At 50.1% G+C, this 24,629-nt stretch carries 20 protein-coding genes; 13 read left to right on the top strand and 7 right to left on the bottom strand.

Going from position 1 to position 24,629, the window contains the following annotated elements; genetic code table 11:
* The first annotated feature begins 54 nt into the window (after nucleotides 1-54).
* The 4 genes from ugpA to FH974_RS22915 are packed head-to-tail and all read left to right on the top strand — an operon-like array spanning nucleotide 55 to nucleotide 3,801.
* Nucleotides 55-936: a sn-glycerol-3-phosphate ABC transporter permease UgpA gene (gene ugpA / locus FH974_RS22900; protein WP_207103788.1), complete on the top strand. Its 882-nt coding sequence runs from the start codon at nucleotides 55-57 to the stop codon at nucleotides 934-936.
* Nucleotides 936-1,784, top strand: a complete 849-nt coding sequence (gene ugpE / locus FH974_RS22905; RefSeq protein WP_207103789.1) for a sn-glycerol-3-phosphate ABC transporter permease UgpE — start codon at nucleotides 936-938, stop codon at nucleotides 1,782-1,784. Before ugpA ends, ugpE begins: the two co-directional genes overlap by 1 nt.
* Nucleotides 1,785-2,933 (top strand): sn-glycerol-3-phosphate import ATP-binding protein UgpC, encoded by a 1,149-nt coding sequence (locus tag FH974_RS22910; protein ID WP_047886111.1) that lies wholly within the window; start codon nucleotides 1,785-1,787, stop codon nucleotides 2,931-2,933.
* A complete protein-coding gene (locus FH974_RS22915) occupies nucleotides 2,926-3,801 on the top strand; it encodes an HAD family hydrolase (protein ID WP_047886112.1) in 876 nt (291 codons plus the stop codon). The genes FH974_RS22910 and FH974_RS22915 overlap by 8 nt, the downstream gene beginning before the upstream one ends.
* A gap of 40 nt (nucleotides 3,802-3,841) precedes the next feature.
* Here the strand turns inward: FH974_RS22915 and FH974_RS22920 are convergent, their stop codons facing one another.
* Nucleotides 3,842-5,401 (bottom strand): EAL domain-containing protein, encoded by a 1,560-nt coding sequence (locus FH974_RS22920; RefSeq protein WP_170108376.1) that lies wholly within the window; start codon nucleotides 5,399-5,401, stop codon nucleotides 3,842-3,844.
* Between the two features lie 934 nt (nucleotides 5,402-6,335).
* On the opposite strand from FH974_RS22920, the gene FH974_RS22925 reads away from it, so the two are divergent.
* Nucleotides 6,336-7,118: a TerC family protein gene (locus FH974_RS22925; RefSeq protein ID WP_047886113.1), complete on the top strand. Its 783-nt coding sequence runs from the start codon at nucleotides 6,336-6,338 to the stop codon at nucleotides 7,116-7,118.
* Between the two features lie 98 nt (nucleotides 7,119-7,216).
* Here FH974_RS22925 and FH974_RS22930 read toward each other — a convergent pair whose 3' ends face one another.
* The gene (locus FH974_RS22930; protein WP_047886114.1) at nucleotides 7,217-8,230 is read right to left on the bottom strand and encodes an NADH:flavin oxidoreductase; all 1,014 of its coding nucleotides are present in this window, start codon (nucleotides 8,228-8,230) and stop codon (nucleotides 7,217-7,219) included.
* Between the two features lie 101 nt (nucleotides 8,231-8,331).
* Between FH974_RS22930 and FH974_RS22935 the strand changes: the two genes are divergently transcribed.
* Together FH974_RS22935 and FH974_RS22940 are read left to right on the top strand one after the other, a co-directional pair.
* Nucleotides 8,332-9,213 (top strand): LysR family transcriptional regulator, encoded by an 882-nt coding sequence (locus FH974_RS22935; protein ID WP_047886115.1) that lies wholly within the window; start codon nucleotides 8,332-8,334, stop codon nucleotides 9,211-9,213.
* 552 nt (nucleotides 9,214-9,765) lie between these two features.
* Nucleotides 9,766-11,019 (top strand): YeeE/YedE family protein, encoded by a 1,254-nt coding sequence (locus FH974_RS22940; RefSeq protein WP_047886116.1) that lies wholly within the window; start codon nucleotides 9,766-9,768, stop codon nucleotides 11,017-11,019.
* A gap of 110 nt (nucleotides 11,020-11,129) precedes the next feature.
* Here FH974_RS22940 and FH974_RS22945 read toward each other — a convergent pair whose 3' ends face one another.
* Nucleotides 11,130-11,555 carry an organic hydroperoxide resistance protein gene (locus FH974_RS22945; protein ID WP_047886117.1) on the bottom strand — a complete coding sequence of 142 codons (426 nt, stop codon included), beginning with the start codon at nucleotides 11,553-11,555 and terminating at the stop codon, nucleotides 11,130-11,132.
* A 149-nt stretch (nucleotides 11,556-11,704) separates the two neighbouring features.
* A complete protein-coding gene (locus FH974_RS22950) occupies nucleotides 11,705-13,867 on the bottom strand; it encodes a DUF6351 family protein (RefSeq protein ID WP_047886118.1) in 2,163 nt (720 codons plus the stop codon).
* 352 nt (nucleotides 13,868-14,219) lie between these two features.
* Between FH974_RS22950 and FH974_RS22955 the strand changes: the two genes are divergently transcribed.
* The 6 genes from FH974_RS22955 (at nucleotide 14,220) to FH974_RS22980 (ending at nucleotide 21,662) form a co-directional block, all read left to right on the top strand.
* Entirely contained in the window at nucleotides 14,220-15,176 is a 957-nt protein-coding gene (locus tag FH974_RS22955; protein ID WP_047886386.1) for a LysR family transcriptional regulator, read from the top strand.
* A 171-nt stretch (nucleotides 15,177-15,347) separates the two neighbouring features.
* Nucleotides 15,348-16,781, top strand: coding sequence for an ethanolamine permease (gene eat / locus FH974_RS22960; RefSeq protein ID WP_047886119.1), 1,434 nt, complete (start codon nucleotides 15,348-15,350; stop codon nucleotides 16,779-16,781).
* 122 nt (nucleotides 16,782-16,903) lie between these two features.
* Nucleotides 16,904-18,271: a glutamine synthetase family protein gene (locus FH974_RS22965; protein WP_047886120.1), complete on the top strand. Its 1,368-nt coding sequence runs from the start codon at nucleotides 16,904-16,906 to the stop codon at nucleotides 18,269-18,271.
* Nucleotides 18,272-18,281: 10 nt separating this feature from the next.
* Nucleotides 18,282-19,670 carry an aldehyde dehydrogenase family protein gene (locus FH974_RS22970; protein ID WP_047886121.1) on the top strand — a complete coding sequence of 463 codons (1,389 nt, stop codon included), beginning with the start codon at nucleotides 18,282-18,284 and terminating at the stop codon, nucleotides 19,668-19,670.
* A gap of 87 nt (nucleotides 19,671-19,757) precedes the next feature.
* The gene (locus FH974_RS22975; RefSeq protein WP_047886122.1) at nucleotides 19,758-20,927 is read left to right on the top strand and encodes an iron-containing alcohol dehydrogenase; all 1,170 of its coding nucleotides are present in this window, start codon (nucleotides 19,758-19,760) and stop codon (nucleotides 20,925-20,927) included.
* A 24-nt stretch (nucleotides 20,928-20,951) separates the two neighbouring features.
* Complete coding sequence (locus FH974_RS22980; protein ID WP_047886123.1) at nucleotides 20,952-21,662, top strand: glutamine amidotransferase-related protein; 711 nt, start codon at nucleotides 20,952-20,954, stop codon at nucleotides 21,660-21,662.
* Nucleotides 21,663-21,950: 288 nt separating this feature from the next.
* On the opposite strand, the gene FH974_RS22985 is transcribed toward FH974_RS22980, so the two are convergent.
* The 3 genes from FH974_RS22985 to FH974_RS22995 form a co-directional block, all read right to left on the bottom strand.
* Nucleotides 21,951-22,697, bottom strand: a complete 747-nt coding sequence (locus tag FH974_RS22985) for a PEP-CTERM sorting domain-containing protein (RefSeq protein WP_047886124.1) — start codon at nucleotides 22,695-22,697, stop codon at nucleotides 21,951-21,953.
* Nucleotides 22,698-23,185: 488 nt separating this feature from the next.
* Nucleotides 23,186-23,926 (bottom strand): sulfite exporter TauE/SafE family protein, encoded by a 741-nt coding sequence (locus FH974_RS22990; RefSeq protein WP_047886125.1) that lies wholly within the window; start codon nucleotides 23,924-23,926, stop codon nucleotides 23,186-23,188.
* A complete protein-coding gene (locus tag FH974_RS22995) occupies nucleotides 23,916-24,611 on the bottom strand; it encodes a GntR family transcriptional regulator (protein WP_047886126.1) in 696 nt (231 codons plus the stop codon). The genes FH974_RS22990 and FH974_RS22995 overlap by 11 nt, the downstream gene beginning before the upstream one ends.
* Nucleotides 24,612-24,629 lie beyond the last annotated feature (18 nt).

Genomic DNA, 24,629 nt, shown 5'->3' on the forward strand with positions numbered 1-24,629 from the left:
GCTGAAGCTAAAGCTGGTCATACGTTTTTGATTTTACCTTTTTTGGTATCCGTTATGTCTTCACAAGTCATTTTTAAACACAAATGGCTGCCCGTTGCGCTTATTACGCCTCAGCTCATCATTACTGTGGTGTTCTTTATCTGGCCAGCCGGGCAAGCGGTGTTTCAATCTTCACAATTAGAAGATGCCTTTGGGATGAGCCGCGAATTTGTCGGCTTGGAGAATTTTATCAAGCTGTTCAGCGACAGCTATTATCTCGGCTCTCTGCTCACCACGCTTCAGTTCAGTATCAGTGTTGCGGTGCTGGCCCTTGTTGCTGCGCTGATCCTGTCTGCCGTTGCGGAGCAAATCGTGCGTGGAGCCATGCTCTATCGTACTTTTCTGATCTGGCCCTATGCGGTTGCTCCCGTGGTTGCCAGCTCACTGTGGCTGTTCCTGTTTGATCCGACCATCGGAATCATTACCGCCATGCTTGAGGCTATAGGTATCGACTGGAATCCGACCCTGAACGGCACTCACGCCATGTGGATGGTGATCATCACCGCGACCTGGAAACAGGTCAGCTATAACTTCCTGTTCTTTCTTGCCGCGCTGCAATCAGTGCCTAAATCCCTGCTTGAGGCCGCTGCGATTGACGGCAGTGGCCCGCTAAAGCGCTTCTGGACTATCAGCTTTCCGTTGATTTCCCCGACCAGCTTTTTCCTGCTTGTCGTTAACTTTGTCTATGCCTTTTTCGATACTTTCCCAATCATTCACGGGATGACGCAGGGCGGACCGGGTAACAGCACCTCCACTCTGGTGTACAAGGTGTACAACGACGGCTTCATTGGTTTGGATCTGGGCTCGTCAGCGGCGCAATCGGTCATCCTGATGGCACTGGTTGGCGTGCTGACTGTGTTCCAGTTTAAATATGTTGAGAAGAAGGTAGCGTACTGATGGTAGAGCGAAGACCCCTGTTTACATTTTTCTGCCATCTGTTACTGATACTTGGCATTGTCAGTATCGCCTTACCGGTTTGGCTGGCTCTGGTGGCGACCACCCACGAAAACACGGCTTTTGCTACCGGCACCCCCCTCTGGTTCGGGGATCTGGGCTTTTCTGTCTTTGGTGAGTTGTTTCGCAACGAAAGTGCATTTAACAACAGTGAACTGCCTATTACGCTGATGCTGGTTAATTCCCTGATCATGGCACTCTGCATTACCGTCGGCAAACTGAGCATCTCCATTTTATCGGCATATGCTGTGGTATTTTTCCGCTTTCCCGGTCGTATGCTGGCATTCTGGATGATCTTCTTCACGCTGATGCTGCCGGTTGAGGTACGAATCATGCCAACCTTTGAAGTGATCGCTAACCTCAACATGCTGAACTCGTTTTACGGCCTGACCATCCCGTTAATTGCCAGTGCAACCGCCACTTTCCTGTTCCGTCAGTTTTTCCTTACTGTGCCTGCCGAACTGGTCGAAGCGGCACGTATCGATGGCGCCGGTCCCATTAAGTTCTTTTTTGACATTCTGTTGCCGCTGTCGCGCACCAATATAGCCGCGCTGTTTGTGATCACCTTCATTTACGGCTGGAACCAGTATCTCTGGCCACTGCTGATCACCACCGATAGCGACTACTACACCGTCGTCATGGGAATCAAACAGATGCTAGGCGTCGTCGATGGTGTGATTGAATGGAACAAGATTATGGCAACGACCCTGATTGCGATGCTGCCCCCGGTCATTGTGGTCATCGTGATGCAAAAGGCATTTGTCAAAGGTTTAGTGGATTCGGAGAAATAAATGGCAACGTTAACCCTCACAGACATCGCAAAAAGTTACCCGAACGGCTATCAGGCGATCAAACAACTCAACCTGACTATCGCTGACGGCGAGATGGTCGTGCTGGTCGGCCCGAGCGGCTGCGGGAAATCCACCCTGCTCCGGATGATTGCCGGGCTGGAGGAAATCACCAACGGCAGCCTGAAAATCGACAGCCGGGAAGTCAACCATCTGGAACCGGGCGAACGTGACATCGCCATGGTCTTTCAAAACTATGCGCTTTATCCGCACATGTCGGTGTACGACAACATGGCTTATGGCCTGAAAAACCGTAAAACACCCAAAGCGGAAATCAAGCGGCTGGTCACCGAGGCGGCGACTATGCTGGAGCTGTCTCACCTGTTGGATCGCAAACCGAAGCAATTGTCTGGCGGCCAACGTCAGCGTGTCGCCATGGGTCGGGCCATTGTCCGCGAGCCGAAGGTGTTCCTGTTCGATGAGCCTTTATCCAACCTTGATGCCAAGCTGCGGGTACAGATGCGCCTTGAAATCAAAAAGCTGCAACGTCGTCTGGGAACAACGTCGGTCTATGTCACTCACGATCAGGTTGAAGCCATGACCCTTGCCGACAAATTGGTGGTACTCAACAAAGGGAACGTTGAGCAGGTCGGCACACCACTGGACCTTTACGATAATCCAGCATCAGTGTTTGTGGCCACTTTCATCGGCTCTCCCTCCATGAATATCCTTGACGCGGAAATCACCTCACAAGGAATCCGGCTGTCTGACAGTGCCATTTTGCCAATCGATACAGGTGCCCTACCGCAAGGAGCCGTGACTCTCGGCCTGCGCCCTGAACACCTGGTTATGAATCCGCAACATCCTTGGTTCCATGTTGATGTCGAGTTGATTGAGTCGCTTGGTGCTGACCTGCTCCTTTATTGCCAGGTGACTGACAGCGGAAACCAGAATCCTGCTCTGATAAATCAATCAGACCACACCCCGCAAAAACTGGTTATGCGAGTGGAAGGCCATACAAAAGTCGTTATTGGTGATAAGTTTGGCGTTGGGGTTGCACATAAACACCTGCACGTATTCGATAAACACACTGAGCAACGCATCCACTGGGATCCGGCCTGCTCTGACATCAAAGAGGTGATGAATGCCTGAACCGCTAACGGCATTACCGTCCGACACAGCACGGCACATAAAGTGGGTATTCACTGACGTCGACGATACACTGACCTGGGAAGGACGCCTGCCTTCCCAAACACTGATAGCGCTTGAACAACTGCAGCAGGCTGGTATCCATGTCGTTGCGGTGACCGGAGCCTGTGCCGGATGGTGTGATCATATCGCCAAACTTTGGCCTGTTCATACGGTGATCGGCGAAAATGGTGCTTTCTGGATGTCTAAGCGTGACGGGCAGTTCATCACCCGTTTTGCCTCCTCACAGGCTATTATGCAAGCCAATCAGAATGCGCTAAAAAGGCAGATTCAGGAATTACTGAACCAGTATCCGGACATCGAACTGGCAGCGGATCAGCCACTGCGATTCTGCGACGTGGCTGTGAATATCGGTCAGGATCGGCCTGCGGTCGACCCGGCAATTTGTGCTGACATACTGAAAAATATCCATGCGATGCGGGTTAATGGCCAAACCGTGCATGCCACCCAAAGCTCCATTCATATCAATGCCTGGGTGGGCGAACACAGTAAACGGGTAAGCAGCGAAGCCTTGTTGGGGACATTATCGGTGGCATTGCCGAGTACTGTATCAGATCGCTTATCGGCTGACTTATCGGCGGCGCAGCCGCCTCTAAAAGCGAATAGCACACCGCTCGTTTATCTCGGCGATTCACTCAATGATGAAGCCATGTTTGAATGGCTGCCACTGACCATAGGCGTCGCCAATATTCGTCAGTCATTGCCCAACCTGACGCACAAACCGACGTATATCACTCGCCAACCCGGAGGATTAGGGTTCGCCGAGTTTGCCGACTATTTGCTTCAGGCTCGGCAAAACTCGGATAAATGAGAGCGCTAAGTCTATGCACAAGGCGGCCTCAGCCCAATACCTATGAAAGGGAGTTTATGCTGGCGGGCCGCCTTTTTTGTTCTGCATAGTTAAATCGGGTTTGGATTTGGGCAGTCTGTGTTGAGGCTATATCTGTATCCTGAGAGAGGATATAACGCCGAATGAACTCATCGATACTGACTGGCGCTCCAAGCAGGAAGCCTTGCAGATAATCCACCCCTTTTCGGCTAAGGTAATCCGCCTGTTCCTGCGTTTCGACACCTTCAGCCACCACTTTCAGGTTCATCCGCAATGCCAAGTCCAGCACATTCTCGACAATATGCCGGGTAATCGCGTTACTGCCAATCAACGAGACAAAGCTCTTATCCACTTTCAGAAAATCGACATGGTAATTTTTCAGTGTTGTCAGACTGGAATAACCGGTGCCAAAATCATCGACCGCAATTTTGACATCGCAATCCGAGAGCGCCTGAAAAAACAACTTGGCTTGCTTTTCATCCTGAATAACCGAACGTTCGGTCAGTTCAATAACCAATTCAATCTGCCGCTCAGCGAATGTGCTCAGAAATTGCTCACAGCGCCGCACAAACGACATATCTTCACAATGGGCTGCACAGATATTAAAGCCAATATGAAATCCTGATGGCAGCAGCTCGCCAAGGCCAAGAAAATCACGTTCAACCTGATCCATCAGCTGCAGGGTCATGGGCTTAACTAACCCGGTTTCTTCCGCCAATGGAATAAAGTTATCCGGCCTGATTGCTCCGAGTTCCGGGTGGTTCCAGCGCGCCAGCACCTCGCCGCCAATCAATGTCCCTTGCGGTGAAAAGATGGGCTGTAAAAAAGGAACAAACTCCTTTTTCTCCAACCCCCTGCGAAGTTCAGCCACCGGAGAGGTCGACTGGCTCAGACGCCAATAAGCCAGGAAAGAAAAAACCGCGCTCACCACCAGATACCAAAAGGCACTGAGGCGGTAATTCCCCAGAGCATAACCAAGAATATAATTATCAGGGATGTAAGCATTTACCTTGTACTCGTACGTTTCAGACGCCAGTGTATCTGATGCTTGAATCGCGCCCCCCCGAGTAATCTCGCCTGACTCAGTCAGCCATTGTCCACCCACTTCAAAGCTCATCAGAATATCCCGGCTGCTGGTATAGCGAAGTATGTTTTCAATGTAATAAATGCTTATGCCAATCAGCACTTCACCTTCGGTCAAGCGATGACGGTAACCCAGAACAGATGCGTTAGGAATGCCTGAATTCACAGGTAATAATTGCAGTGTGTGCTCAGTAAACTGAGCGCTAGTGACTTCGACAGTATTATTGGTGCCAGTCGCGAGTGCCGTATCTCCCCCTTCATACAATGAACTACACATCTGCTGGCCGTCTGTAACCAGATTGATCGTTCTGACATCAGGCACCGTGGCAACCAGGTTTCGCAATATCGGAAGTGCCCGACTACATTCTGCTCCTAGAAGAGGTGCCGCGCTTTCCGCGGCAAATTCAGCATTGGCGATAGTTTTATCAAACACGTAGGTAGCAAGTGACAGATCGACATGCACTTGCTGCCGAACAACTCTTTCAGCCTGTCGAAGCAATTGAAAAATACCCAGCGAGAAACACAGTAACCCGATAAGCAGTGCACAGCCTACACGTGCACATCTGTTTTTAATCAGCGGCTGACAAAGCGTTTTCATTTGTAATAGAAATAGTGATAGAGGTTCGAATCATAACCACATATACCAAATTGGAATACGTCGAGGTTCATTGTTTTAAATGAAACGAAAAGAAACTTACGCCGAATATGAACACCGATTAACAGTGGCATTTAATTGCTAAATATCTTTCACTCCCCAAAACAGCCACAATTAGCATTACGTGTTTTACATTAGCCACTTTAAACAACTCTATTAGATCAGAGGGATATATAATAAATGTTGCTTTTAATTTGATATATGCAGATGTACATCTCAACGTTATCACTTCTGCATCACTCTGATTCCAATGGATACCCTCGAGTTATTGCGATCCGCTGCCACCCGAATATTTCATTGGGGGATAGATAAACTTGCTTTCACCGCCCGCTCAGGCTCATTTCGAAATGGCATTCACATATACGGAAAATTCTGAAATATAACAAAATGATCAAGCTCAACTACCTGTTTACTGTTATTTTCAGTTCACAATCTATTAACCGTGTACTGTTTTTCCATTAGCTATCTGTTTTCTTATTGGCTATGAGATTTTTCATCTGCTATTCAGTGCCATGAGTTATTGAGGCTCTATTGTCCAGCTTATTGTTATTTACTGATCTGGTTAACAAATAAATAGTTTTCAATGCAATCTGGAGTCTGAGATTTGTCTTTCCTACGATTATTACGGTTACAATTTGACACAATTATTTCTCTTGCTAAAAATTCGGTGTGGTGATTTACTCATGCTTCCTAAGCAACAGAGGTATTAAAACTCCATGGACGATCCCCTTAGTCGATCGTGTTACTCCCCTGCTTCCACTTTCCTGGAGGCAACAACATGTTAGAACTCTTCATGCAACCCGAAACCTGGGTGGTGTTCGCAACTTTATTTGCTCTTGAACTTGTGCTCGGCGTAGATAACGTTGTTTTTATTTCCGTTTTGTGTGAGCGTTTGCCACTCCATCAACGAAAGATGGCACGTAACCTGGGTATTGCCCTGGCCGTGGCGGCACGAATTGGTCTGGTCTTTTCGATCAGCTGGGTCATGTCGTTAACTCAACCACTCCTGACAGTCGGTGATCTCTCACTAACCGGTCGTGCTTTAATCATGATTGGTGGTGGTGCTTTCCTGCTGGCAAAAAGTGGTAAAGAGCTGTGGTCATGGCTGACACAAGTCGAAACTCACCATTCAACTCATGCGCGAACCGGTATCGTGGTGGTTCTGCTCCAGATCCTCGCCATTGATGCAGTGTTCTCGATGGACTCGGTGATTACCGCCGTCGGTCTGACCAAAGAAGTTCCTATCATGGTGGCAGCCATTGTTTCCTCCGCGATAGTAATGGTCTTGATCGTTGAAAAGGTGAATAAGGTTGTCAACGAGTACCCTGGGTTTAAAACACTGGCACTGATGTTCCTGGTATTGCTGGGTGGCTTGTTAATGGCGGAAGGCTTTAATCTTCATATCAACAAAGGCTATGTCTACTTTGCCATGGCGTTTGGTATGGTGATGGAACTGTGTCATATCCAGCTGAGAAAAAAACAGCTGCAACATGCTAAAGCAATGAGCCAGCACGTTGTTTTGCCAGAAATCAGCCAGAACCGCTTGCTTAATCAATCGTAAGCGGACACGGGGCATAAGAGAAAGGTCTGGTTTGAAACCAGACCTTTTTTAATGGGTATAAACTTCGTCAATTCACTGATGACGTCAGCAGCACAGCTTTATGACGGCTCAAGCTCCCGACTAGGTTGCTTCATTTGCTGCCAGGCAAAACCTTCAGGGTCATGAAGAATCGCCCGCCCGACGGCGGCTAAGTCGAGCCATTGTTGTTCAATCGCGTGATCAATGAAATCGCCCTCTTCGATACCACCCACACCAATCACAGGCACTCCCAAGTCAGCCGCTTTGATGTATGCTGACTCTTCAACCAGATACCCCTGTCCTCGACGTTGTTTAGGTCGGTTCCAGCCGCCAATACCTGAAGACACATCCAGTACATCGAGCCCGGCTTCAATGAAATAACGGCAAGTTTCCAGCATCTGGTTTGGGGTGAGCCCTTCTGGGTATAGATCCTGACCCGGAATACGCGCCATGATTGTCAGGTTAGTGTGTTGTGTGATTCCCTGAATGATTTCCACCATTAATCGGGAGCGATTGCGCTGGTCACCACCGTACTCATCCTCACGTTGATTGGTAATCGGCGAAAGAAACTGATTCAGACCGTAACCATGCGCACAGTGGATTTCGACAAAATCAAACCCCGCTTTTTCTGCACGTATTGCGGCCTCAATGAATCGCGTTTTCCACAGCTCCACATCTTCACGAGTCATCGCTCTCGGCTTTTCCAGCACCCGATCATACGCAGGCACTGTGATGCCGGATGGCCCCATCAGATCGCTGCAAATGACTCTGGGTGCTTTCCCGCCACAGTGGGTTAACTGCAACCCCACCAGCGTACCCTGCTGTTTAATAACATTGGCAATCTCACTCAGCCCTGGCAGGCAGGCATCACTGTGTGCGCCAAGCTGATTGGTTTCACTGCGGCCTGAGAGGTCCACAAACGAGTATTCCACCATCAACAAGCCAGGATTTGCCTTGGCCAGATTCGCATAATGGCGAAGCGTCTGCTCGGTTGCCAACCCTTCCACATTGGCGGTTTGCGATGCCATAGGAGGCACGACAAGTCTGTTTTTCAGGTGCTTACCTGACACTGTTAACGGCGTAAATCGGTTCACTTCTGCTGCCCTGATTGTGTCTTTGGGTTTTTATTGTATATTGACCTTTGACTACAATTAAGAAACACAAAACCAACAAGTGTTTCCACTTTGGAATCATTATGAAAATTGAAGACTTGCACCTGTTTGTCGAAGTCGCGAAAGAAGCCAGCTTACGAAATGCCGCAGTTCGGCTTTCCATGCAACCGGGGACACTGTCAAAAGCCATTAAAAGAATCGAAGACTATTATCAACATGAACTGTTTGACCGCACAGGTCATGGCTGGCAACTTACCCCAGCCGGAAAGTTACTGCGTGAACGCGCTGTCGAGCTACTGGGAATCCATGAAAAAATCGAATTTGAACTGGGTAACCCGAGGCGCTGTCACGTCAGAGTATCTGGGCCGGCGGGAGTGCTCGCCCATTATCTGCCGACAGTGGTAAACCGGTTAAGCACACATCAGGCCGATCACAGCCTCGACATAAAAATTGCGCCCGATCTGTCACCCTTACTGAAACATCAGGTGGACATTGCCCTGACAACAACACTGGCGGGCCAATCTGTTGTGCTACCCTCCATCTACAGCGAGAAAATCTGTGACGTCCCCTTTGTGATTGTTGCCAGCAAACATCACCCTCTCGCCATTCATGTTGCCACTCACTCTCAGCCGATTGATATCCAAACAGTCTTAACCCATCCGTTTATTGTTCCTTCCCATCCGGTGTACGGACATACTGTCGAAAACAGCAGTGAAGACGGGTGGTTTGATTCAGAATTTAAGCGCAAAATTACCGCAAGAGTGGATGATATATCGACGCTGATCGCCCTGGTGAACACTCAACCCTGGTTAGCATATATGCCGCAATATTTAGCGGAGCATGAACAACTCCCGATTATTACGACCCGAGGCTGTCCGTACGCTTGCGTACAGTCAATTTGGTTGTGCCGCCAGAAGAATGTGCAGTATCACTGGATTCACCAGCTCTTTCAGGAAGAGGATTAAGAAGGCAGCATGGATATAACCTGTCTGTACTAAAAAGAAACCCCTTTGCAGGGGCTGCTCATATTGTCTTCCAGTGATACATCGAGCAAAGGCTAGGTTAGGTCAGGTAGAACACGGCATGTTGCTGAGTGCTGTTTTAAATCACGGCCTTTGAAAAAGGCCAGCTCAATCGCATTGATTGACTAAACAATATTTATCTATTTTTTCATAACGTTAACGGTAAAAAGAGTATCTTTCCTATGCCACCACATGCAATACCCATTTAGAACTAGAAGGCGTGTACCAGATCATAAAACATGCGTATTCAGAATAGTGGTGAGACTTAGGCCACTCAACGGATCCTTCCCTCAACCCAAGCCATCAAAAAGCCTATTTGCAATAACCGTTAAGAGTGTCACGCCAGCAATATAACGCTATGCATGGTCATATAATAAATGGTTATATCAATAGCTGGATTTATACCTAAACAAAGAGAATAATCCTCTCCTTCACTCACACCTACTCACTAGCGTACCCGCTCGTTAATCGCTTTAGTTATTTTTGGTTATCACTATGAACAAAAAACAGGCACTGCTTGCCAGTCTCATCACCCTCAGTTCGCTCACCCTTGGCGCGGTTTTCCTTGAAAATACATCGCTGTTTTTACGTCTGTTGTTCGGTCTGAGTCTTGGATTTGCGTTAACCAAAGGTTCCATTGGCTTTGCCGGCAGTGTGAACCGCGCTTACCGACGTGGCTCGACACAACTCCTGCAAACCCTGATGTTCATGTTCGTCGTCACTGCAATTATCAATGCCGGTTTGTTGTTCAATGCAAACGTCGCGGATTACGATTTATGGGTGAACCCTATCAACCTGGGGCTGATGCTGGGTGGCGTCATGTTTGGTGCCGGTATGAGCTTCTCGAGCTGCTGTGCAACCGGTGTGATGGTTGAGATGGTGAGCGATGTGCCAAGGGCGTTAACCACCCTGATCTTTTTCGCTGCCGGGGTGTTTCTGGGCTTTCCGTTGCAAGCGACTCAGTCGTGGATCACCACAACGGCCATCTCGACACCTAGCTTTGCCGGGAAAGGGGTATATATGCCGGATCTGTTCACCTGGGGACCGTTAAACGGCTACTTCATGTCAGTGATAACCACCATTGTTCTGGCCTCTGTCGTTGGTTACTTAGCGAAAATGTACCAGAACTACCGCCATGCTAACGGTACCTTCCTGGGTGTTGACGGCGAAATTGCCCGCCAAAACCTGGCCAACAACGATAAACCCCAGCATTTTTCGCTGTTTAGCGCAGAGACATATCGCCGCTGGTTCGGCAACATCTGGGAAATGAAAACCGCAGCACTGGTGATTGCGCTGATCTTCGGCATCATGATGGTTTCGACCGGGGCCGGTTGGGGAGCCTCTACCCCCTTTGGAATCTGGTTTGGTAAAGGCTTGATGGCACTGGGAGTGAGCGCAGAGACAATCGCCGACTTTACCCACCGCCCAGCTGAGATGTTTACCACGCCTTTTTTCAGCCACAGTATTTCTGTTCAGAACCTGGCCATTATGCTGGGCACTTTAATCGCGGTGCTGTTTCTGGGCAATTTCTCTTTCTCGTTCCAGCTCAACCATTCTGCGAAACAATTTGCCCTGTTCGCGCTGGGCGGTCTACTGATGGGACTGGGCACTCGCCTTGCCAACGGCTGTAATGTCGGTGCTTTGTTTACACCGATCGCGAACTTCTCACTCTCTGGCTGGGTGTACCTGCCGTTTTTGATTCTTGGCGGTATTCTGGGGAACACGTTTCACCGAGTGGTCATCCGATAACTGGCGAAACAGCAAAATGCAGTAAGACGAGAAAGAAGAAAAAGGCAGTGAAAACTGCCTTTATCCGTCAATGATGATGATCGCTTTCTGGCACAGCGCCATCGGTGCTTCTACACCACGGTTAGACGCACATCGACATTGTTGCGTGTTGCATTTGAGTATGGGCAAACGATGTGCGCCTTATCGACCAACTCCCGCACCAACGCTTTATCCATACCGGGGACATTGACCCGTAATTCCACCTCAATACAGAACCCCTGAGGGATCGGGCCGATTCCCACTAACCCTTCAATGGAGGTGGATGCTGGCAGACTGACTTTCTGATTAGCCGCTACCAGCTTCAGCGCACCGGTAAAACAGGCGGCGTAACCTGCCGCAAATAACTGCTCAGGATTGGTGCCCTCACCACCCGCGCCCCCCAACTCCTTCGGGGTGGATAAATGCAGATCAATCTTGTTATCAGCGGACGTCGCATGGCCATCACGGCCACCAGTGACTGACGCTTGTGCGGTGTACAGAACTTTATCCAATGACATGCTTCACACTCCTTGATCGAAGAAACCAACGGGGATAACTGGTTCCAAGTATAGGCAACAATCTCACTGCAACCATTTCCTGGTCAATTTTCCCGCTTCCCTTGCATGACTGCGTGACTGCATAACGCCATGACTGCATGACTGGCCGGTTACAACGCCTTTGGCCTGCCCATGTCGCCAAGTCGGTAATCACACACGCCGTCTGGGAAGATTTGTTGCAGTTCATCCATTTTTGCCGAAACATCCCAGTCGCCGTACATCCCCTGCGCTGCCGCAACGTCAACCGGAATGGTATAACACTTAAAAATGCTTCCTTCCCACGGCGCACCGGCCTTTATCCGGCTGTTGCTGTACATAGGATAATGTTGTGTGCAGCTTCCTTTTTCCTTCTGATTCCATTCCCCATCAAAGACGCCGTTTCCGGCAGCCATGATGTTCCCCTCCTGATCAAAACAGGTATCCTGGGCAACATTGGGCCGGGCGATACTGACCCTGTCTTCATAAGGCAGATTCTCCGGCAACTTATGCATATTCGTCAGCCATTGATCCATCACCTCATACGCTTTTTCTGTCGGGTTGTAATGTTTATCGGCAATCCAGATCACATGATTACGATAGGTTTTCTGGTCGTTGAGTATACGCAGCCGGCTGACAAACGAAGCGGATGTATGATGCATATTGAGTTCATCTTCCAGATAATGCCGGACATCCAGAATCGGCAGATTAATGCGGCCAATAAATACCTGACCATATTCATACGCTTTGTTCATAGCGACCAAAGACCCCGCCTGACGTTTAGCCAGCGCCCCGTCAAGCTTCGTGATGTTCTGGTTTCCCCAGATTGACAGCCAGAGAGGCGGAATACTGGAGCCAAGGCTGAGCATGCGCTCCGGCTCCATCTGGGAAGGCGCTTTCCAGGCTCCGATCCGCTTGTTGAGATCAATAAAATCATCCAGCGAAATCTGGTGACTGAGCAGCGCCTGTAGCCCGTACTGCACGCCAACGTTATCCCAGGTGGTTTGCCCGAAACCGTGCTCATCCTGGCCATACACGTTCACCATGTCCTGCCAGTAGCTCCAGTTGACCTTGCCGACCACAGAGTGGTGAAAGAAAGGCTTGATAAAACCTTGTCGCGGATTGTGAATATAGCTGCTCAACCCGAGATAACCGTTAATACACTCATTGTTCCCTTTCGGAAACTCTGGTAATTCCCCGCGCGCCAGCTGATTGACCGGCAACAGCCAGCCATATTTCTGCTCGGCTCCGCTGATAGCCCGCAGCCCCTCAATATTCTGGCGCTGATGCCAGTCCTGCCAGTGATCTTTGTTATAGGATCGGAACGTGAAATAGTTATTCAGCAGATCGCAATCCAGCGCATAAATTGAAACGCTGACCATATCCGGGTACGAATACAGCGGAATCAGACCGTCAAGAATACCCTGGCTGTTCTGCCCGATGAGGTACTGCGCCAGTCCGCCTCCCGACCCACCAATACCGACGGTATACAATGGCTCGCCAAACAGAGTGACGAACTGGGTTTTAACCCGTCTGGCCGTATCTTCTGCCAGCAGCATGTTATAGCCATAACTGGTTTTATTACCGCTTGAGCTGACAACCGCGTACCCTTTTCTTAATTGCTCCAGCTCTTTGTTCACCAGACGGTGAAACTTAATTCGCCCCTGCCGGAAACCGATTCCCGAGCCCCCTTCGAAGTGATAAATCAGCCGGTTATTCCACAATGACGCACCATTCTGCACACCAATTTCTTCCGGTGAAATCGGCATTGCAATTGCGTAGACATAGCGATTGATAGTGCCCTGCTCTACCCGTACCAACAACGCATCATCGGCGATCGGCGCTTGTCTGAGCTCTTCTTCCGTCATGGGTTGAATGTCGTTATCCGCATCAACCAGAAAGTAAAGCAGCTGAGTTTTGGCCGCACAATCTTTCGAGTAGCCCACCAGCTTAGTGCCATCCTGACTGTCATACACCGGGACACCCAGCCCTTTCTGATTATCCACCAGCGGCTGTCCCATCCCGGAGTCCAGCGTCATGCAGAAAAAGGGGTACTGATTGGGCCCGGAATACAGCGACGTAACAGGGCCAACCTCACCGATTTTAATAGGGAATGGATAGGTTTCGGCCGGTCTTGGCGTTTCACTGATATGGTGTTTCACATCAAGCAGATAGCTTTTTTCCGGCGTAGCGATGGCTTTCACCTGCCGGGCAATCAGGTTGTCTTGTCCGGACATTTGCCCAACAACAATGATCGCGGCTAACAGACAAGCCAGTACAATAATGATTCTCTTCATAAGAACATGCCTATTTCGACACCTTATCAAAGAGTGTAGCGAAACTGGGCATTCATATTCCTAAGACTTGAGCACGCAGATATGACTGAATAAACAGAGAGAACTGGTTTTTTATCAGGAGGAAATAACAATTCGACGATTTATAACGTCCAGTTATTCAGTCAGGCAAGATGCCAGAAACTAACCCTATGAACGGAAAGAGTTTATTGAATAGATCATCAATTGCAGCCCGGAGATATTGGCATTACTCTTATTTTTGATATGTGCCGGTTGTTTGCAGGATGCAAGGCAGTGAGCACACTCGTTAAGTCAGGTTCAGGGAATGAACCGTTACATCCACAGGAAGGAAACATTGAAAATATTCGGATTTGATCTTCGCGCCCTTGAGGTTTTTGTCACCACCGCCCAGACCGGCAACATGACCCTGGCTGCCAACCAGCTACGGCTGACTCAGTCTTCCGTATCACAAACTATCTCGACTTTAGAGAGCAACCTGAATGTCGAATTGCTGGATCGCACCGTGCGCCCGATTGAGCTAACCGTAGCCGGTCGCTACTTTTATGATCAATCCTGCCATTTACTCTCTCAGGCAGAAAAAACCCACCATGTAATGTCCAAAGGTGACTTTCAGAAATTGCATCTGCTTCGGATCGCTATGGTCGATTCGCTGGCCACCTCGCTGGGCGCCCCGTTGGTGGATGTGATTAAGCGCCACACCGAAAGCTGGACAATCAGCACCGGACGCTCTCACATGCACGCTCAGGCCTTATTGTCCCGGAATGTCGATATCATTATTTCTGATGATGCGCTGGAGGATAACGAATTTCTCAGCCGCCACCGGATTTTACGGGAACCCTTTATTCTGGTTATCCCCCGCCGAGAAACCCGCCGGTTTGCCTCTTTCCAGCAACTGATCCGTGAACTCGACTTTGTCCGTTACACCAGTGATTCCCTGATTGGAACAACCATCGAACGGTACCTGCGCAGGCAAGGCGTGTCGGCACCAATCCGCATGCAGCTGGACAATACCTTCGCACTCCTTTCTAGTGTCGCTGCCGGTCTGGGCTGGACTATCACTACCCCGCTCTGCCTGTTTCAGAGCGGCTTATTCCGCGATCAACTCACCTGCCTGCCTTTGCCCTCAGATGAACCCTTACAACGAAATCTGACTCTGGTCAGCCGTCATAACGAGCTGGGTAATCTGCCACAGATTCTGGCCGCTGACAGTCGCCAAGTTATGCATGACAAATTCCTGCCGAATGTGCTGCGTGAACTGCCCTGGCTCGAAAAAGACTTACACGTCGGCTAAACCCAACAAGTTTGCGTGGGAGAAGCCGTCCACGCCGTACTATTAGAGAAACTTATACTCTACTGTTAGCGGAACTGATTCTTGTTGCGGACTGATAAAAATCGCCACTATGTTAATAACATGTAACAAAAAGTACGAATGACTTTATCAACCCGTTCATAAGGAAATGTTATGTCTGACAGCAACCATCAAGCAGTCAAGAGTAATGCCGTTTCTGACGATTACCTGAGTAAGCGTCAACTGAAGAAAGGGGTCGCAGGCTGGATTTTATTAGCCAGCCTGGGCGTGTCATATGTGATCTCCGGAGACTTCGCCGGGTGGAACTTTGGCCTTGAACAAGCCGGCTTCGGGGGCATGTTCATTGCGACCCTGATCATGGGCCTGATGTACATCTGCCTGGTACTGAGCCTGGCCGAACTGTCCTCCTCCATTCCGACGGCCGGTGGTGGTTACAGCTTCGCCCGCCGCGCTTTAGGTCCGCTGGGCGGCTTTCTGACCGGCACCGCGATCTTGCTGGAATATGCCATCGCCCCTGCGGCTATCGCGATTTTCATCGGTGGGTACGTTAACGAGCTAATTGGTATCGACGGCCCTGTCGTTTATGCCGCTTTCTACTGCGTGTTCGTCGGCATCCACCTCTGGGGAGCCGGAGAAGCCTTGCGCATTATGATGGTGATCACCGCGCTTGCTGTCGTTGCAGTGATTGTTTTTGCTGTGGGTATGCTGCCTCATTTTGATGTTAATAACCTTTTCACTATCGCAGCAAACCCGGAAGCAGCAGGGGCGAGCAGCTTCCTGCCGGAAGGCTATGTCGGCATCTGGGCGGCATTGCCATTTGCCATGTGGCTATTCCTGGCGGTCGAAGGGGTTCCCCTTGCCGCAGAAGAAGCGACCAACCCGGCGAAAGACATGCCACGCGGTATTATCGCCTCCATGCTGGTACTGCTGGTGTTCGCTGCGCTGGTCTTGTTCCTGGTACCGGGTGGTGCCGGTGCTGAAGCCATGAAATCACACAGCGCACCTTTGGTTGGGGCTCTGCTGGCTGTTCACGGCACCGATTCACTGGCCGCCAAGTTCGTCAACATCGTCGGCCTGTTTGGTTTAATTGCCAGTTTCTTCTCCATTATTTACGCCTATTCCCGCCAGGTGTTTGCCTTGTCTCGCGCTGGCTACCTGCCCCGCTTCCTGTCCTTGTCCGGTGAACGAAAAGTACCGGTTTACGCTCTGATAGTACCGGGCGTGCTGGGTTTCCTGCTGTCATTATCCGGCGAAGGGGATCTGATGATCACCATGGCGGTTTTTGGCGCTACGGTTTCCTACGCCCTGATGAGCTTGTCTCACATCATCCTGCGCCAAAAAGAACCGCAATTGGAGCGCCCTTACAAAACACCAGGCGGCACCCTGACTTCCGGCATTGCGCTGGTACTGTCTCTGGTCGCACTGGCATCGACGTTCGTGGTCAGTACCCAAGCCGCCTTGTGGTCAGCCCTGTTCTACGTCGTGATGCTCACGTACTTCCTGCTTTACAGCCGACACCGCATTGTTGCCAATGCCCCTGAAGAAGAATTTGCCCTGATTTCAAGCGCAGAGTCTGAACTCAGCTAATACTTTTCTTATAACAATCAAACTGATAAGGACGGATATCACAAAACACACCGTGCTGCCGTCCTTGCAAACACAACATAACCTACAGGCTCAGGAAAGAGCCCTCCGGATGAGAGGTATACATGGAACCAAGAAATGTTAAAACAATCGCTGATGCAATGGCTATCGTGGAAGAGCGTTCGCTGACGCACATTAAGGTTGGGCTGTTTGATAATGACGGCATCATGCGCGGCAAATACATGTCGAAATCGAAATTCTTTTCCTCCCTTGAAAACGGATTTGCTTTTTGTGACGTCGTACTAGGTTGGGATTCCAAAGATCAGCTGTACGACAACACTCGCTACACCGGTTGGCACACCGGCTATCCCGATGCCCCAGTGCGCATCCTGCCCCACACCTGCCGGGAAGTGCATGGCGAAGAGGGAATGCTGCTGTTTATTGCCGAGTTTGACGGTGAAGCAGAAAAAGTCTGCCCGCGTGGGGCGTTGCGCCGAACACTGCAAAAAGCCGACGCAATGGGGTTCGATGTGTTTGCGGCTCTGGAATACGAATTCTTTATGTTCAACGAAACCCCACATTCCGCCCGAGAGAAAGGATTTAGAAACCTGGAAACCATTACTCCAGACTGGTTCGGCTATTCGATGATCCGCAATTCGGTACACTCCGGGTTGTATCAGGACATCTTGCAGATGAGTGAGCAGATGGATTTCCCAATTGAGGGCATCCACTCTGAAACCGGACCGGGCGTGCTGGAAGCCGCGATGGCGGTGGATGCGGCGGAAGCCGCCGCAGATAAAGCAGCCCTGTTCAAAACCTTTATGAAAGTGCTGGCACAAAAGCGCGACCTGCTGGCAACGTTTATGGCCAAATGGTCGGGCGACTACCCGGGACAAAGCGGTCACATCCATGTCTCGCTGAAAAATAAAGATGGCTCATCTGCGTTTTTTGACAGCAGCCAGACCCACTCCATGAGCAAAATTCAGCGTCATTTTCTGGCCGGTCAGCAACGCCTGATGCCAGAGTTTCTCTGCCTCATTGCCCCGACAATTAACAGCTATACTCGAATGATTCCCGGGTTCTGGGCCCCCACCCACGCCACCTGGGGGGTGGAAAACCGCACCACAGCGCTACGCGTGATCCCTGGATCTGAGAAATCACAACGCATCGAGCACCGCCTGGGCGCCGCCGATGCCAATCCTTACCTGTCGCTGGCCGCGGCTGTCGCTTCCGGTTTATACGGCATCATGCAGGAGTGGGAACCGTATGAGCAAGTAAAAGGCAACGCTTATGATCAGCAGCATGCACCGGAGCTTGAGCTTCCCCGCACCCTGTGGGATGCCGCCCAGCGCTTCAAGCAATCGGAAGCCGCCCGCACCATGTTCGGTGATGAGTTTGTCGATCACTTCGCTGCCAGCCGCGAATGGGAAGAGCGTGAATTCAGAAAACACGTGACCGACTGGGAAATGGATCGCTACTTTGAAATCATCTAGGGAAGACACCATGACTACGATGCAACACACGATTTCACCGATTGACGGCAGTGTTTATGTCAGTCGCCCGCTGGCCACTCAGGCCGATATTGAAACCAGCCTGAAACAAGCAAGCGATGCCCGCCCCCACTGGGCACAGACGGCACTCAAAGAACGACAGGCTATTTGCAGTAAAGCCATTGACTGGCTTGAGCAGCACAAGCCAGTCATTAGCGATGAAATTTGCTGGCAGATGGGACGCCCGGTTCGTTACGCACAGGGGGAAGTAAATGGTCTGGCAGAGCGTGCCCGCTACATGATTGAAGTCAGTGAAAACGCGCTGGCGCCGCTGACACTTCCGGAAAAAACCGGTTTCACCCGCTATATTACCCGCGAACCGGTTGGCGTTGTTTTTGTGATAGCCCCGTGGAATTACCCGTACCTGACCGCCATTAACAGCATTGTACCGGCACTGCTGGCCGGAAACTGCGTTATCCTGAAGCATTCCGCCCAAACCCCTCTGTGCGCGGAACGTCTGGTCGAGGCGTTTCAGGCGGCCGGACTGCCCGACGGCGTTTTTCAGTACCTGCACTTGAGCCATCAGGACACCCAATCGATCATTCAGTCCAATCGCATCAACCACATCGCCTTTACCGGTTCGGTACAAGGTGGCGCACAGGTTGAGCAGGCTGCGGCAGGCCACTTTATCGGTGTCGGGCTTGAACTGGGCGGCAAAGATCCGGCCTATATCCGGGAAGATGCCGACCTCGATCAGGCGGTCGAAACGACCATTGACGGCGCCTTTTTCAACTCCGGTCAGTCCTGCTGCGGGATAGAACGCATTTATGTCCATCACAGCCAATACGATGAATTCGTCCGGAAGGCGGTTGCACTGGTCAAAAGCTACCAGCTGGGACGTTCAGATGAGCCGGACACCACTCTGGGGCCACTGGTACGCACCAGCGCGGCGGATTTCGTACGCAGCCAGATTCAGGACGCGGTCGCGCAGGGTGCCATTGCCCACATTGACGAAGCCCTGTTCCCGGCCAGTCAAACGGGCACTCCTTATCTGGCGCCGCAACTGCTCACGCAGGTTGACCATTCAATGCGGGTGATGAATGAGGAGTCATTCGGTCCGGTGGTCGGAGTCATGAAAGTCAACAGCGACGAGGAAGCTATCGCGCTGATGAATGATAGCCAGTTCGGCCTGACCGCCAGCATTTTCACCCGCGATATTCCTACCGGTATTGCCCTTGGCGAGCAACTGGACACCGGCACATTTTTTATCAATCGCTGTGATTATCTCGATCCGGCTCTGGCCTGGACCGGCGTCAAGCATTCCGGCCGCGGCTGTACGCTGTCTGAACTGGGTTTTGACGCGCTGACGCGACCTAAATCCTTCCATATCAAACATGCCTGATAACACCGGCAATTCGCTAACGTTATCACTTTCAGTTACAAGTCGACAGCCGCTTTCCGGACGGAAGGCGGCGACAAGGAGAGCACCATGCAACTACAAGGAAACTGGAACTATCCCACTTCGATTACAGTCGGTGAAGGATGCCTGGCTCAAGTGGGGCAAGCCTGCCAGCAGGCTGGCATTACTAAAGCACTGCTTGTGACCGACCCCGGCCTGGCCGACCTTCCGATGGTCGCCGCCACACTCGATTACTGCCGCCAAGCGGGGATCGAGTGTGATATTTTCAGCCGTATTCAGGGGAACCCGACCGGCGAGAATGTCGAAGATGGTCTGCAAGTGTATCGGCTGGGGCGTTTTAATGGTGTGATTGCCTTTGGCGGCGGTTCCAGCCTGGATGCTGCAAAAGCCATTGCCCTTATGGCAGGCCAGACGCTGCCGCTCTGGGCGTTTGAAGATATTGGTGATAACTGGCTTCAGGCCGATGCTTCGGCGATTGCGCCCGTGATCGCGATTCCGACTACCGCCGGCACCGGCTCTGAAGTCGGGCGGGCCTCGGTGATTACCGATACCCAACATCACGTCAAAAAAATCATCTTCCACCCGAAAATGCTGCCGGTAAAAGTCCTGTTGGATCCTGCCGTTACTGTCGGCCTGCCGCCGCATATTACCGCAGCAACGGGGATGGACGCCCTTTCACACAATCTGGAAGCCTTTTGCGCCACCAGCTACCACCCGATGGCGGAAGGAATTGCTCTGGAAGGGATCCGCCTGATCAAGCACTACCTGCCTGAAGCCGTTGTAAACGGCGGGAACATTGAAGCACGCACCCAGATGCTGGTTGCCTCCAGCATGGGGGCAACAGCGTTCCAGCGAGGTCTGGGAGGCATGCACGCTATTGCGCACACCCTTGGGGCGCTGTATGACAAACACCACGGCCTGCTCAATGCCATTCTGATGCCTTATGTCCTTCAGGCTAACCGGGTCGCTATTGAAGATAAAATCACAAACCTCGCCCGCTATCTGGATCTGCCTGAACCGGGTTTCGATGCCTTTATGACCTGGATACTGGATTTCCGTCAGGCGATGAATATTCCGCATACTCTGGCAGACATTGATATCACGCTGGAAGATGCCCAGCGGGTCGGTGAAATGGCCGTGGCCGACCCTTCCGCCGGAGGCAACCCCATCGCCTTTTCCGCAGACGTTTACAGCCGGATTTTTACCGATGCGGTCATCGGCCGACTGAGTGAGTCCTAGTTCAAGCCAATAAAAGGAAACGTAATGAAGATCGGAATACTGCAATGCGATGATGTCACTCCTGAGTTACAACAGCTACATGGCAATTATCCGGCAATGTTTGAAGCTTTATTGCATGAACAGGATGATTCACTGGAGTTAATTTTTTACCGTGCGCTCGACGGGGAACTGCCGTCAGACATTGATGAGTGCGATGCGTACATGACGACCGGCAGTCGCCACAGCGTGAATGACCCGTTTCCCTGGATAGCCAATTTGCTCGACTTCGTACGGCGTTTACATGATCAGGAAAAAAAGCTGGTCGGGATCTGCTTTGGTCACCAGCTTATCGCCAAGGCGCTGGGCGGCGATGTAATCCAGGCGCCTCAGGGCTGGGGAGTCGGGGTAGCTACCCACAGCCTGCTGCAGTCGCCAGACTGGCTGGATGAAGAGCAATGCCTTCCTGAAACCCTGTCACTGGTTGTCAGTCATCAGGATCAGGTCGTCGGGTTACCAGAAAACAGTGAAGTGCTGGCAGGCAGTACGTTCTGCCCCAATTACATGATTCAGGTTGGCACCCACTTTTTAGGTGTACAGGGTCATCCGGAATTCAGCAAAGCGTATTCCCGGGATTTGATGCTCTATCGGGAAAACATTTTGCCCAAGCCGGTGTTAGATAATGGATTAACTTCACTGGAAAAACCGGTCGACAGCCAGCAGGTCACCCGTTGGTTACTGGATTTTCTACGCCGTTAACGGAAGACGTTGATTCAGTCTGCAGGCAGACAGTGAATCTAATCCGATCAGGGCAACAGATACGATCATTGTAAAAACACAAAGCCGGTGCGAGTTGCACCGGCTTTTTTTGGGGCTTTTTTTGGCTTGTAGCGCGATTGATTGGCTGTTCATTACTTGCAACTTGTCATGACTTACAACTTTTCATACAGCGCTGCTTGCCTGTTAACTGCCTATTCAGACCAGAGTGGGCATATCAGTGTAGACAGGCCAGCAGCACTTATTTGCTGGAAAATTGAACCAAAACACTCAGGCGAGAAGCGCTTGATTCGCTTTCCCGTGCTGGCGACGGGTGCGGCGCCAGCCAATAAAGCCCAGACCCGATGCCATCAGCAGCAGACTCGCTGGTTCTGGGACAGGATTAGGGTAGCCGCCGTACGAGTAGTCCAGCCCTGCGAGACGGAAGTCAGACAACCCTACCCCGGACAGTACAATATGTTTGACGTAGTCTTCGCCCTCAAAATCCCAGTACTGGTTATCGAAGTTAAACGCATCCGGAGTCAGCTTATCCAGTAACGTATCCAGATGAAGCAGATCCGTATTCACATTCAATTCAAATTCCGGATGTCGGTCATCAATGATAAAGGCCGTTGCCGCTTCAAACAGAAGATTAAGATTATTGATATACAGACCATTCACCGTTGACGGGTGGTTGAAGCTCAATACTAAAAACTCCCAGCCATCGACTTTATCGTTATCATCAAAGACACTCTCTACAATATTTGTCGGAATGGTATCTACCCCAATTCCCCGATTGCCGGAAGAAAGCTGTACTAATGACTGATCGCCCGTGATGAAGGAATGGTTAGCAATGTTCCCCACACCATCAATGAAATAACGGTAGGATGAAAAAGTAATATCACCGACAGTCGCTGACTGTTGCCCATTCAGACTTGCGTAAGAGCCATCCGTGAAATCCAAATACGTAGCCGATGCGTTCATTGAAGTACCGGCAAGTGCAAGAGTGAAAAGACCAGATTTAATATATGAGTTCATGGTGTTGCTCCTTTATTGGTATTTATATTGTTTTTGCGTTTTGGTAAGTCTTAAAAGCATTATGCGTACCAATATGCAACCCACTGAAATCATTATGTATTAATTTTCAGGCAGTGTAGTATGTAAACTTTACATACAATACGATCTCTCTTTTCTTTCCTTTTTAAATCCATGAGTTATGTAAGGTCTCCGTCCTGAAACGCTTGTCTCATGCGGAAGAAACGGTGCCAGCAGCAAGACCAAACGTCAATTTATCCAGACAGTGATGCTGTAAAACATTCCGACACCACAGGAAACCTCTGCCGTAAAAGAGTTTCTCGTCAGAGCTTCACCTAAACAAATAATGACATTTCCTCTACACATAGCTATTCCACGCACACAGTTAGCCCATGCACACAGCTATCCCAGCCACAGGCCTGGCAATCAGAGGAGATAAAAATCAAATAAAAACTTAGTGTCGGAGAAAGGCGCTAACAATAAATGAATAATTAAAACAGGCCATTATAAATCAGTTTTAATCCTGAAAAGAACAGGAAGAAATAACACGTTTTATACAGCACTTCCTGATTAATTTTATCCAGTAACATCACGCCAAGTTTGACGCCTAATAATGCAAAAGGCACTAATACTAGCGACGACATAATATTCTGCATATTAATTAACCCAAGGCTGACATAGGCCGTAAGCTTAAAGTAGTTAAGGATTGCAAAAAACCAGACAATGGTGCCTATCAGTTTCTTTTTGTCTAATGTCTGTGGTAACAGATAAATACTGACCGGGCCACCACCAGCATGGATTGCTGTACTAGAAAAGCCGCCGACTGAACTCCAGAGAAAAGCGGATACGGTACCACCCGGTTTACTCTGTTCCTTTTTAAAGACATACAACAAAACAAATACAATAGAAATGGCACCAACCAGAAGCTGCAGCCCCGCACTGGATAAACTGGAGAGCAAAAGTGCCGCCATAAAGACACCAGCGATACCCCCAACCAACATCTTTCTCAGATGTGGCCAGCTGGCATTGTGAAAATGATAGCGAATCGCAGAAGCATCCATCACCATCAGAATTGGCAGTAATATCGCTGCGGCTAAGCTGGTTGATATCGTCAGTGCCATCATAGGCACCACGATATCTCCTAACGCGCCACCTAATCCCCCTTTACCAATGCCGTACAATATGACGGCAGGTATTGAGATCAGATAAAAAAGCGGATCATCAATCAACATCGGAACTTATCCTTTTCGAGAATATAGATTCAAAATCCACGTTTTCGGCATCAAACTCTTTAAGATCAAGATTGCTGTTAAGAGACTCAAGATGAAGCCGCATTGACTCTCTCGCGCCCTGATGATCCTTTTTTCTTAAAAGGTTTAAAATATCGGTGTGCTCTTTACAATGGCAGCTGCCTTCACGCTTGATACTGTACATGTTAAATACCAGCGAGGAACGCCCCAGCATTTCTTGTAAAGATTTCACCAAAAACTGATTCCCGCAGACTTTGGCTAATTTAAGGTGGAAATTTAACGAGCAATCCAGTGACTTCGCATATTCATCATTATCAATTGCTGCCTGTTCATCAGCGATGTACTTCTCAAGCTCTGCAATATCTTCCGCCGTTATTTTCTGTGCCGCCTGGCTGGTTGATTCTTGCTCAAGAATAAATCGCATATCCATTATGTCGCGCGCTTCATCACGGGTTGGCGAAGCAACCACGGCCCCCTTATTGGGCTGTATTTCAACGAGCCCGACCAGAGACAACTCACGTAGCACATCACGAACCGTTGCACGGCTGGTTGATAAAGCCTGAGCCAGACGGGTTTCTACCATTCGAGTTGATGGAGGCAGTTTTAAAGTAACAATGGCGGTATAAATGTCAGAATATACACGTTGCTTTTCGTCTGTCTGGCGCACGTTAACTCCTCGCATGGT

Source organism: Photobacterium ganghwense (assembly GCF_017329545.1).
In the GTDB taxonomy this organism is placed as follows: Bacteria; Pseudomonadota; Gammaproteobacteria; order Enterobacterales; family Vibrionaceae; genus Photobacterium; species Photobacterium ganghwense.